Source organism: Streptomyces spirodelae, assembly GCF_017676385.1.
Lineage (GTDB): Bacteria > Actinomycetota > Actinomycetes > Streptomycetales > Streptomycetaceae > Streptomyces > Streptomyces spirodelae.
This window is the reverse complement of sequence record NZ_JAFFZN010000015.1, coordinates 174086-186061: the sequence shown is the minus strand read 5'-3', so window position 1 is coordinate 186061 and position 11976 is coordinate 174086. Positions and strand designations below refer to the sequence as shown.

The 11976-nt window shown below is 71.6% G+C and carries 10 protein-coding genes; 9 read left to right on the top strand and 1 reads right to left on the bottom strand.

The window, feature by feature from the left end:
* From JW592_RS17975 to JW592_RS17945, 7 genes are all read left to right on the top strand, one after another.
* A partial coding sequence (locus JW592_RS17975) for an SCO family protein (protein WP_229376271.1) occupies positions 1–660 on the top strand: 660 nt, incomplete at its 5' end.
* Positions 661–719: 59 nt separating this feature from the next.
* A complete protein-coding gene (locus JW592_RS17970) occupies positions 720–1169 on the top strand; it encodes a copper chaperone PCu(A)C (RefSeq protein ID WP_209266140.1) in 450 nt (149 codons plus the stop codon).
* Between the two features lie 11 nt (positions 1170–1180).
* Positions 1181–3262: a copper resistance protein CopC gene (locus JW592_RS17965; protein ID WP_209266139.1), complete on the top strand. Its 2082-nt coding sequence runs from the start codon at positions 1181–1183 to the stop codon at positions 3260–3262.
* A 19-nt stretch (positions 3263–3281) separates the two neighbouring features.
* Positions 3282–4724, top strand: coding sequence for an iron uptake transporter deferrochelatase/peroxidase subunit (efeB, locus tag JW592_RS17960; protein WP_229376270.1), 1443 nt, complete (start codon positions 3282–3284; stop codon positions 4722–4724).
* Between the two features lie 42 nt (positions 4725–4766).
* Positions 4767–5696, top strand: coding sequence for a prephenate dehydratase (gene pheA, locus JW592_RS17955; RefSeq protein ID WP_209266138.1), 930 nt, complete (start codon positions 4767–4769; stop codon positions 5694–5696).
* A gap of 651 nt (positions 5697–6347) precedes the next feature.
* Complete coding sequence (serS, locus tag JW592_RS17950; RefSeq protein ID WP_209266137.1) at positions 6348–7676, top strand: serine--tRNA ligase; 1329 nt, start codon at positions 6348–6350, stop codon at positions 7674–7676.
* A complete protein-coding gene (locus JW592_RS17945) occupies positions 7673–8515 on the top strand; it encodes an HAD family hydrolase (protein ID WP_209266136.1) in 843 nt (280 codons plus the stop codon). The genes serS and JW592_RS17945 overlap by 4 nt, the downstream gene beginning before the upstream one ends.
* Positions 8516–8635: 120 nt before the next feature.
* On the opposite strand, the gene JW592_RS17940 is transcribed toward JW592_RS17945, so the two are convergent.
* Positions 8636–9670 carry a helix-turn-helix transcriptional regulator gene (locus JW592_RS17940; protein WP_209266135.1) on the bottom strand — a complete coding sequence of 345 codons (1035 nt, stop codon included), beginning with the start codon at positions 9668–9670 and terminating at the stop codon, positions 8636–8638.
* Between the two features lie 122 nt (positions 9671–9792).
* Between JW592_RS17940 and JW592_RS17935 the strand changes: the two genes are divergently transcribed.
* Both JW592_RS17935 and JW592_RS17930 read left to right on the top strand, forming a co-directional pair.
* A complete protein-coding gene (locus JW592_RS17935; protein WP_209266134.1) occupies positions 9793–10413 on the top strand; it encodes a TIGR03086 family metal-binding protein in 621 nt (206 codons plus the stop codon).
* A 77-nt stretch (positions 10414–10490) separates the two neighbouring features.
* Positions 10491–11957, top strand: a complete 1467-nt coding sequence (locus JW592_RS17930) for an FAD-binding oxidoreductase (RefSeq protein ID WP_307805447.1) — start codon at positions 10491–10493, stop codon at positions 11955–11957.
* Positions 11958–11976 lie beyond the last annotated feature (19 nt).

Genomic DNA, 11976 nt, shown 5'->3' with positions numbered 1-11976 from the left:
ACTACGAGAAGGGCCGCGGCCGCCGCGGCCTTCGCCACGGCCGCCGCACTCGCCCTGGCCGGCTGCGGCTCCGACGACGGCGGCGCCAAGGCCACCGACAAGCCGGCCACGGTCGACAACCAGCAGAAGAAGGGCGGCACGGTCCTCGACCAGCCCTTCGACAAGCCCGACCTGCGGCTCACCGACACCCACGGCAAGACCTACGACCTGGTCGAGCAGACCAAGGGCCACCCCACCCTGCTCTACTTCGGCTACACCCACTGCCCCGACATCTGCCCGCTGACGATGAGCAACATCTCGGTCGCCAAGTCCAAGCTGCCCAAGGAGGAGCAGAAGAAGCTGCGGGTCGTCTTCGTCACCACCGATCCGAAGCGGGACACCCCCAAGGAGCTCGGCAAATGGCTGGACGGCCAGGACCCCTCCTTCATCGGGCTGACCGGCGACTTCGACACCATCCAGGCGGGGGCACGCAGCGTGGGCGTCAGCGTCGCACCGTCGTACAAGAAGAAGAACGGCGACATCGTCTCCACTCACGGTGCCCAGCTGCTCGCCTTCTCCCCCAAGGACGACAAGGCGCACGTGCTGTACACCGAGGACAACACCGGGCCGGAGATCCTGGAGAAGGACCTGCCCAAGCTCATCGAGGGGAAGAACCCGTGAGCGCCCGGTCCGCGTCCGCGAGGCGCCTGTCCCCCGGTGCGCGTCGGTCACTCGCCGCCATGGCCTGCGGCACGGCACTCACCCTCGCGCTGGGCGCCTGCTCCTCCGACGACAAGGGCGGCGACGGCAAGGGCGACGGCCGTCCGGAGCTGAAGATCAGCGGCGCCTATGTGCCGCAGCCGCCGACCAAGGAAATGGCAGGCGGCTTCCTGACCGTGCGCAACGGCGGCGAGCAGGCCGACAAGCTGACCTCCGTCTCCAGTGACGTCGCCGGCAAGGTCGAGATGCACAAGACAGTCGAGCAGCGGATGGAGCGGGTGAAGTCCCTGCGCGTGCCCGCACACGGCACTCTCGAACTGGGGCGCGGCGGCAACCACCTGATGCTCATGGGGCTGAAGCGCAAGCCCACCAAGGGCCAGACGGTCACCTTCGTACTGCACTTCGAGCGGTCCGGTGCCGTCACGGTCGAGGCGCCTGTCGAAGCGACCAACTACACACCCCGGAAGTGAGGTCCGCAGGCGTGCCGTACACCACCGCCACCGCGGCGGAACCGCTCCGCACAGCTCGACGCGCCGCCGCCCGCCGCGGCTGCGCCCGTCCCGCCGCGCCCCGCCCGGCCGCCACGTGGGTGCTGCTGGCCCTCGTCACGGGGGTCTGCGCGCTGCTGGCCGTGCTGACGGCCGCGGGCCCGGCCGCGGCGCACGCCGCGCTGACGGGCAGCGACCCGGCGGAGGGCTCGGTGGTGCGCGGCGCGCCTCGCCAGGTCACGCTCGACTTCTCCGAGGGCGTTGCCATGTCGGACGGTGCCATCCGGGTGCTGGACCCGCGCGGCAAGCGGGTGGACACCCGGAAGGTCCGGGACACCGGCACGGGCGGGAAGGTGCGGCGCACCGTCTCGCTGCGGACCGGGCTGGGCCAGGGCACCTACACCGTCGCCTGGCAGGCCGTCTCCGCGGACAGCCATCCCGTCTCCGGCGCGTTCACCTTCTCGGTGGGGAAGCCCTCCGAGACGAGTGTGCAGGTGCCGCAGCAGGACAAGGAGGCGGGCGGTGGCGCCGTTGGCGCCCTCTACGGGATCGGCCGGTACGCCGCCTACGCGGGCTTCGTGCTGCTGGTCGGCGGCGCCGCCTTCGTCCTGCTGTGCTCGTCACCGGCCGCCTCCGCGCGGCCGGTGCAGCGGCTGACGGTCACCGGCTGGACCACCCTGACGGCAGCGACACTGGCGCTGTTGCTGCTGCGCGGCCCCTATGCCGGTTCCGGGCGGCTCGCCGACGTCGTCGACCTGGGCGGCCTCAAGGAGGTGGTGGCCACCAAGCCCGGTGGCGCGCTCGTCTCCCGGCTGCTGCTGCTCGCGGCAGCCGCGCTGTTCGTCTCGGTGCTCTTCGGCGCGTACGCCCAGCGGGACCAGGCCGCGAGCCGACGGCGGGATCTGCGCTACGGACTGTCCGTGGGCGGTGTCGTGGTGGCGGTCGGTCTCGCGGCGACCTGGGCGATGGCCGAGCACGCCTCCACCGGCATCCAGACCGGACTGGCGATGCCCGTGGACGTGCTGCATCTGCTCGCCGTTGCGCTGTGGCTGGGCGGTCTGTCCGCGCTGTTCTGCCTGCTGCGCTGGGGCCCCTCTCCGACAGGCACGACAGTGCGCCGTTTCTCGCGGCTGGCACTGATCTGCGTCACCGTGCTGGCCGCGACGGGGCTGTACCAGTCGTGGCGCCAGGTGGGGTCGTGGAGCGCGCTGACCGGTACCTCGTACGGGCAGCTGCTGATCGTGAAGGTGCTCGTGGTGGGGGTGCTGGTGTCCGTCGGCTGGTTCTCCAGGCGATGGACAACCAGGTTGACCGAGGCCCCCGCAGGTGTGGAGAACGCGGTCTCCACAGGAGCGGAAAAGGTGCCTGGCCCGAGGGGCGCCGGGCGGGCGGCCGTTCCGGCGGGCGCGGAAAAGACATCCGTACCCGCAGACCACGCCGACTCCGCCGAGCCCACCGAACCCGCTGAGCCCACCGAACCCGCTGAGCCCGCCGACCCTGTGCGGGCCGCCCAGCTGGCGCGGCAGCGCGCCGCAGCCGAAGCGGCCAGGCGGCGCCAGGAGCGCGAGGCCGACCCGCAGCGCAGCGGGCTGCGCCGCACGGTGCTGACCGAGGCCGCCGTCGCTCTCGTACTGCTGGGCGTCACCACGGCACTGACCGGCACCGAGCCGGGCCGCACCGAGGAACAGGTGCGCGCGGCGCAGAGCGCGGCGCGCAGCGAGCCCGGCGGTCCTGTGGATGTGAAGGTGCCGTTCGACACGGGCGGCCCGGGCGGCAAGGGCACGGCGGAGCTGGAGATCGACCCGGGCACCAGCGGTGGGAACAGCCTGGAGCTGCGCACCACCAGCCCCAGCGGCAAGCCGGTCGAGGCCCCCGAGGTGAAGGTCGCCTTCACGCTGCCCGCCAAGGACCTCGGCCCGTTGTCCGTCCCTCTCGAACCGGTGAAGCGGGAGAAGGGGCACTGGAAGGCCACTGGGCTGCAACTGCCCATGGCCGGAAAATGGAAGGTCGCGGTCACCGTCCGCACCTCCGACATCGACCAGGTCACCAAGACCACGACCGCCACCATCGGCTGAGCCGGAACCGAGCGACCAGATGAGCACACAGAACTCGAACAACACCGCGGACAAGAGCGCCGCGGACAACAGCGCCACGAGCAAGAGCGACACCGGCAAGAACTCCGCCAGGAAGAGCAACGTCGGCAAGAGCGCCGCCAACAAGGGCACCGCCGACCAGAGCGCGCAGAACAGCGAGCACGGGAGCGCGAGGACGACGAAGACCACGGGTCGCGGCGAGGGTTCCGGGGCCGGGCTGGTCACGCGTCGCCGGCTGCTGGGCACCGCCTCGGCGGCGGGCGCCGCCGGGCTCGCGCTGGGCGGGGCCGGCGGCGCCTGGGGGTATGCCGCAGCCCAGGACGAGGCGCCCACTGCACTGACCACGCTCGGCTCCACCGCCGTGCCGTTCCACGGCACGCATCAGGCGGGCATCGTGACGCCCGCGCAGGCGCACGGTCATCTGCTCGCCTTCGACCTCGCGCCGGACGCGGGCCGCAAGCAGGCGGCGGCGCTGCTGCGCCGCTGGTCCGATGCGGCCCGGCGGATGATGGCGGGCGAGCCGCCGCGGGACGGGGAGCGGGACACCGGGATCGCGCTGGACGCCGGGCCGTCGTCGCTGACGGTCACCTTCGGGTTCGGCCGGACGTTCTTCGCTCGTACCGGGCTCGAGGACCGGCTGCCGACGCAGCTCGCGCCGTTGCCGCACTTCTCGGCCGACGCGCTGGACAAGAAGCGCTCCGACGGCGACCTGTGGGTGCAGATCGGGGCCGACGACGCGCTGGTCGCCTTCCACGCGCTGCGCGCCGTGCAGCGCGAGGCGGCGGGCACCGCGCGGGTGCGCTGGCAGATGTCCGGCTTCAACCGCTCCCCCGGCGCCACGGACCGCCCCCGTACGGTGCGCAATCTGATGGGACAGGTCGACGGTACGAACAATCCCCGGCCTGAGGAGAAGGACTTCGCCGGGAAGGTCTTCGTACCGTCCTCGGGCGGGCCCTCCTGGATGGCGGGCGGCTCCTATGTGGTGCAGCGGCGCATCCGGATGCTGCTGGACGACTGGGACAAGCGCTCACTGGACGAGCAGGAGAAGGTCATAGGGCGGCGGAAGTCCGACGGCGCTCCGCTGTCCGGCGGCCATGAGCACACCGAGCCGGATCTGGACAAGCGCGGCCCTGACGGGCTGCCGGTGATCGCCGGGGACGCGCACATCCGGGTCACGGCTCCGCGCAGCAACGGAGGAGCCGCGATGCTGCGCCGGCCGTTCTCCTTCCACGACGGCTTCCGGGACGACGGTGCGCCGGACGCCGGGCTGCTCTTCCTGGCCTGGCAGGCCGATCCGCTGCGCGGCTTCGTACCCGTGCAGCGCAAGCTCGACCGGGGGGACGCGCTCTCCCGCTTCCTGCGGCACGAGGCGAGCGGACTGTTCGCGGTGCCGGGCGGCCCCCGGAAGGGCGAGTACGTCGGGCAGCGGCTGCTCGAAGGCTGAGACCGGCCCCGGACGGCCTCCCGGCGCGACTACCGTGGGCTCATGACACCTGCGAGCCGCTATACGTACCTCGGCCCCGAGGGCACCTTCACCGAAGCCGCGCTGCACACCCTGCCCGAGGCAGCCACCCGCCAGCTCACCCCGATGGTGTCGGTTCCCGCGGCGCTGGACGCCGTACGGAACGGGGAGGCGCAGGCGGCGTTCGTGCCGATCGAGAACTCGGTGGAGGGCGGCGTCACCGCCACGCTGGACGAGCTCGCGGGCGGCAGGCGGCTGATGATCTACCGCGAGGTGCTGCTGCCGATCGCGTTCGCGCTGCTGGTGCGTCCCGGCACCAGGCTGGAGGAGGTCAAGACGGTCACCGGGCATCCGGTCGCGCAGCCGCAGGTGCGCAACTGGCTGGCCGCGCACCTGCCGGACGCACTGTGGGAGTCGGCGGCCTCGAACGCGGACGGTGCCCGGCTGGTGCAGGAAGGCCGGTACGACGCCGCCTTCGCCGGTGAGTTCGCCGCCGCGACCTACGGCCTGGAGCCGCTGGTCACCGACATCCACGACGCGGAGAACGCCATGACGCGGTTCGTGCTGCTGGGGCAGCCGGGGCGGCCGGCCGCGCCGACGGGGGCCGACAAGACCTCGGTGGTCTTCTGGCTGCGCGGGGACCAGCCCGGTGCGCTGCTGGAGGTGCTGCACGAGTACGCCTCGCGCGGCGTCAACATGATGCGGATCGAGTCGCGCCCCACGGGCAAGGGCATCGGCCAGTACAGCTTCTCGGTGGACTGCGAGGGCCATGTGCAGGACCGCAGGGTGGGGGATGTGCTGATGGGGCTGAAGCGCTCCTGCCGTGCGGTGCGGTTCCTGGGCTCGTACCCGCGCGCCGACGAGCAGCCGCCGACGCTGCGCTCGGGGACAGCGGACGGGGACTTCGTGGCGGCAGCCGACTGGCTGTCGCGGTGCCTGGACGGGCGGGACTGACGGCACGTGCGGGTCGTACAACCGCACAGGCTGGCCGTACTGCCGCACAGGCTGGCCGTACTGCCGCACAGACAGCTCGTACTGTCGCACCGACGCGTCGTACACAGGGTCGGCAAAGTTATCCACAGGGGTGGGTGCCGACCTGTGCACAAGTCGACAGAGAAAACGGACTCAGTCGACAAAGCGGCATGCAGACCCCATCTCCCTCCACAGGGCGCAGCTCCCACCCCGTCACCACAATTCCGTTGATCAACTCTTTGGGGTGAGCTAACCCCCCTCGATTGAGTGGGTATTTCTGGTTTACCCCGGGAATTCCGCGCCGACCGAACAGATGCCGGAACGGAACTCCCTCATTTCCACAGCACTACTTCTCCCCCTGTGGAAAACCCGGCCGGAGTCTGTCACAGCTGTGGATAAGTGCCGCCGGGAAGCCTGCTCAACTCCCCCGCGAGCACCTCCAGTCCATCCGCCCCACCCCTGTACGTGCGGGCCGGCCGACGCTCACCGAAAGCCGGAAAGCCGGAAAACCGGAAGAACGAGAAACCCAGAGAACAGTATTTTCCTCGGCGCAGCAAAACGCCCAATTCGGGCAAAACACTGCAAAGTGATATCGAATCGAGCGGCGTCCGAGCCCACCGGTACCCTGGCGTGGTGATTGACCTTCGCCTGCTCCGTGAGGACCCCGACCGTGCGCGCGCCTCCCAGCGCGCCCGTGGAGAGGACGTCGACCTCGTCGACGCGGTGCTCTCCGCCGACGAGCGGCGCAGGTCCTCCAGCGTCCGCTTCGACGAACTCCGCGCCGAGCAGAAGCAGCTCGGCAAGCTCATCCCCAAAGCAACGAGCGAGGAGAAGGCGGAGCTGCTGAGCCGCGCCGGTGAGCTGGCGACCGCCGTGAAGGCAGCCGACGCCGAGAAGGACGAGGCAGCGGCGGAGACACAGCAACTGCTGCGCCGGCTCAGCAATCTGGTGCACCCGGACGTCCCGGTCGGCGGCGAGGAGGACTTCGCCGTCCTGGAGACGATCGGCACGCCACGCGACTTCGCGGCGGAGGGCTTCGAGCCCAAGGACCACCTGGAGCTGGGCCAGAAGCTCGGCGCCATCGACGTCGAGCGGGGCGCCAAGGTGTCCGGCTCGCGCTTCTACTTCCTGACCGGCGTGGGGGCGCTCCTGGAGCTGGCCCTGGTCAATGCGGCCATCGCACAGGCGACCGAGGCGGGCTTCACCCCGATGCTGACGCCCGCGCTGGTCAAGCCGCACGCCATGGAGGGCACCGGCTTCCTGGGCCAGGCCGCGCAGGACGTCTACCACCTGCCCAAGGACGACATGTACCTCGTCGGCACCTCTGAGGTGCCGCTGGCGGGGTATCACATGGACGAGATCATCGAGGCGGACCGGCTGCCGCTGCGCTACGCCGCCTTCTCGCCCTGTTTCCGCCGCGAGGCCGGCTCCTACGGCAAGGACACCCGCGGCATCTTCCGCGTCCACCAGTTCGACAAGGTGGAGATGTTCTCCTACGTCGCCCCTGAGGACTCCCAGGCCGAGCACCACAGGCTGCTCCAGTGGGAGAAGCAGTGGCTGTCGTCGCTGGAACTGCCGTTCCAGGTGATCGACGTGGCCACCGGTGACCTTGGCTCCTCGGCGGCGCGCAAGTTCGACTGCGAGGCGTGGGTCCCCACCCAGGGCAAGTACCGCGAGCTGACCTCCACTTCGGACTGCACCGAGTTCCAGTCGCGTCGGCTGTCGATCCGGATGCGCGAGAAGGCAGGCGGGAGCGAAGCGACCTCCGGCGGGGGCGGTGGTCGGGCGACGGGCGGGCATGTCAAGCCGCTGGCGACGCTGAACGGCACCCTGTGCGCCGTACCGCGCACGATCGTGGCGCTGCTGGAGAACCACCAGCAGGAGGACGGCTCGGTGTGGGTGCCGCCGGTGCTGCGGCCGTATCTGGGCGGCCGTGAGGCGCTGGAGCCGGTCGCCAAGTGAGCGCGCCAGCTGCCGCCCCTGGCGGTCCCGACGCGTTCCCGTACCGGCTGATCGCCACCGACCTCGACGGCACGCTGCTGCGCTCCGACGACACCGTCTCGCGGCGTACCCGCGCCGCGCTGGAAGCGGCCACCGCGCGCGGTGCCGCGCACATCGTCGTCACGGGCCGCGCGGTGCCGTGGACCAAGCGGATACTGGCCGACCTCGGCTACCGCGGGCTGGCGGTGTGCGCACAGGGCGCCCAGGTCTACGACGCGGGCTCGGACCGGCTGCTGACCTCCGTCACGCTCGACAGGCGCGTCGCCGAGCAGGCCCTTGGCCTGCTGGAGAAGGAGGTCGGCACCGTCGCGGTCGCAGCCTCCCGAGACGGGGTGGACGGCGAGGTGCTGGCGGGACCCGGCTACCGGGTGCATGACGGGCCGCTGCCCTACGTCCCGTTCGAGGACCGCGAGACCATCTGGCGGCAGCCGCTGAACAAGCTCTACATCCAGCATCCGCAGCTGGACGACGACGAGCTGGCCAAGGCCGCACGGGCCGCCGTCGGCGACCTGGTGGGCGTGGTGGTGGCCGGCGAGGGCATAGTGGAACTGCTGCCGCTGGGTCTGTCCAAGGCCAAGGGGCTGGCTCTGGCCGCCCGACGGCTCAAGATCCGCGCAGCCGAGACCGTCGCGTTCGGCGACATGCCCAACGACATCCCGATGTTCGCCTGGGCCGGTCACGGCGTCGCCATGGCCAACGCCCACGAGGAGCTGCTGTCCGTCGCGGACGAGGTGACCGCCTCCAACGACGAGGACGGCATCGCGCAGGTGCTGGAGCGGCTCCCCGGCCTGGCCGGCTGACGCCCGCCGACAGAGGCCGGAGGGCTGTCGCCTGGGGGCTGTCGCCTTCAGCGCGAGCCGGGAGACGGCGGCTGGCGGCAGCGGCCCGGACGAGGCCCGGCGGACGGTTCCGTCCCCGGCTCACTCCTCGGTCTCGTAGGAGAGCGCTGCGGTAGCGGTGGCGCTCCCGGACGGCGAGGCGCGCTGCCGCTCGTACAGGGCGGCCACCTCGCGGGTGCGTCGCAGCAGTTCTTCGACGGCCTCCGGGGGATCGAGAATCTCGACCCACTGGCCGAACTGCAAGAGCACGCTGACGCCGGGGAGGACGGAGAAGGCCAGGCGGACGGTGACCCAGTCACCCTCTTTTTCACCCTTCCCGTCCGCGCCGGGGTATTCGGTCAGCAAGGGACCCACGATCCGGGTGAACATGTCGAGCCGTGAGCGATGCACCCTCGCTGTCACCCGCAGCTCTCTGGGACGGTCCTCGACCCGTCGGCGCAGCGTCTGCCATACGTCTGAGAGCTCGACGCCCTCACGGCGCCGTACGGGCTCCTCCAGCGCTGTCGCGGAGGCGATCCGGTCGACACGGAAGAGCGCGGGGGAGCGGCGCCGGTCGGCGACCAGGTACCAGACACCCGCCTTGCTGACGAGGCCGTACGGATCGACCGTGTAGGTGCGCACCCGGTGCTGGCCGCTGTGCCGGTAGCGGAGGCGGAGCCTGCGGTCGGCGAAGACAGCGGTGTGCAGCACGTCCAGTTGGACCTCACCGCGGGGTCCGGGCAGCCAACGGTCGGGGTCGACCAGGATGCGGCGGCTCGTCAGATCGGCGACCGGCCGGTGCGGCGCGGGAAGCGCGGCCATCACCTTGCGCAGCGCCGAACCCAGAGCGCTGTCGAGCCCCAGGGCCGCGTGCACGCCCTGTGCGGCCAGTACGAACAGCGCGCGGGCCTCGTCGCTGGTCAGGCCCGTCACATCGGTGCGGTAGCCGGGCAGCAGGGTGATGCCTCCGTGCCGCCCGCGCTCGGCGTACACAGGCACCCCGGCGGCCGACAGAGCCTCGACGTCCCGGTAGATGGTCCGCGCGGAGACCTCCAGCTCCGCGGCGAGCTCGTCGGCCGGCACGCGGCCGCGCGTCTGGAGGAGCAACAGGATGGCCAGCAGCCGGTCGGATTTCACCTCTCCACAGTGCCGCAAAAATGTTGACGGGTTGTGTCCAGTTTTCCCGGCAGACTCTCCTCGCACCGAAGCCACCGCCGGCCCGGCACCGCCACGGCCGGCCGCGTACCCAGGAGTGAACCGTGAACAGCACCCCGCACATCCCCGACCCCCGCCCGCTGTACGCCCGCGCCACCGCGCAGCTGGCCACGGTGATCGCCACCGTACGGCCCGAACGGCTCGACGACCCGACACCGTGCGAGGAGTACGACGTGCGTGCCCTGCTGGGCCACGTGGTCAGCGGCGCACGCCGGATCGCCACCGTGCCCGAAGGCGGGGACGGGAAGGGCGCGGACGTGCCCGAGTGGACGGCCGACGTGCCCGCCGGACAGTGGCCCGAACTCTACGAGGACGGCCGCAAGCGGATGCTGACCGCCTGGGAGAGCGACGAGGCCATGGACGCCGTCGTCACCGTGCCCTGGGGGCGGATGCCCGGCCGGATCGCGCTGGCGGGCTCGGTGATGGAGACCGTCGGCCACACCTGGGACCTGGCGCGGGCCATCGGCTGGAGCGGCGAGCTGGACGAGGAGGTGGCCCGCTTCGCGCTGGCCACCGCGCACCAGGCGCTGCCCGCAGAGGGGCGGGAGCACCTGCCGTTCGGCGAGACGCGCCAGGCCCCGCAGAGCGCCGACACCTGCACCCGCCTCGCCGCCTGGCTCGGCAGGGACCCTGAATGGCAGGTCCCTGGCGCGGCACGGCAGTGAGCGGAAGGGGCCGCATGCGGACGGAAGGCGTCGGCGTGCGCAAGGAAGGCGTTGGCGTGCGCAAGGAAGGCGTTGGCGTGCGCAAGGAAACACAGGAGCGACCGGCGGTGACGGGGAGGACGGACAAGATGGGCGGGCAAGGGCTGGAGGCGCTGCGTGCGGCGGTGCGCGGCAGTGTGCTCGTACCCCGAGAGCCGGAGTACGACCAGGAGCGCATCGGTTTCCAGACGGGGAATCCGCACCGTCCGGACGTGATTGTCGTGGCCCGCACACCGGACGACGTACGGGCGGCGGTCGACCACGCACAGCGGTACGGACTGCCGCTGGCCGTGCAGGCGACCGGGCACGGCCTGGGCGCGGCGGCCAGTACGGGGGTGCTGGTCAGCACACGGCGGATGACGGGCATCCGGATCGACACCAGGGCACGTACCGCGTGGATCGAGGCGGGCGTCCGGGCCGGCGACCTGGTGGAGCAGGCCGCGCGGCACGGGCTGGCGCCCGTCAACGGCTCGGCGCCGGGCGTCGGCGTCGTCTCGTACGCGCTGGGCGGCGGTGTCGGGCTGCTGGGACGGCAGTTCGGCTACGCGGCCGACCGGGTGCGAAGGATCGACGTCGTGACGGCGGACGCCCGGCTGCGCCATGTGACGGCTGACAGCGATCCGGAGCTTTTCTGGGCACTGCGCGGGGGCGGTGGCGGTTTCGGCGTCGTCACCGGGATGGAGATCGAACTCGTACCCGTGGAGCGGATCTTCGGCGGCAGGCTCGTCTTCGACGGTGGCCAGGTCGCGGAAGAGGTGCTGCGGATCTGGCAGAAGTGGACGGAGTCGGTCCCCGACGAGCTGACCTCCGCCGTGACGCTGCTGCCGATGCCGGACGTGCCCGCCGTTCCCGCGCCGCTGCGCGGCCGCTATCTGGCACAGGTGCACATCGCGTTCAGCGGACCGAGCGACGAGGGGGAGCGGCTGGTCGAGCCGCTGCGAGCCATCGGATGCGTGCTGATCGACGAGTTGCGGGACATGCCGTACGACGAGTGCGGCTCCGTCTTCAGCGAACCGGACACCCCGCACTCCTACCGCAGCGCCAATGTGCTGCTGGGTTCCGACGGACTGGACGAGAGCGCGCGGCGGTCCGTGCTGGCCGCTGCCGGGCCGTCGGCCGAGGTGATGTGTGTGCTCAGCATGCGGCATCTGGGCGGCGCCTTCTCCCGCCGGGCGGCCGTGCCGAACGCGGTGCCGCACCGGGACGCGGGCTATCTGCTGTACGTGCTCTCGCCGGTGCCGGACGACCAGGCGGCGGATTCCGGGTCGGGGGCCGGGCCGGGCTCGGGGGAGGAGGTCGTGCGGGCACTGCATGAGCGGGTGCTGGCTCCGGTGGGCGACCGCGCGCTGGGGCGGAACGCCAATTTCCTGTACGGGCCGCAGGATCGGGAGGCCGCACGGTCGGTGTACGGCGAGCAGACGGGTGCCCGGCTGGAGCGGCTGAAGGCGGAGTGCGACCCGCAGGGGATGTTCCGCTTCAACCTGCGGGGCGACGGGCGCGGTTGAGGCGTTCGCGTCGCTCGCA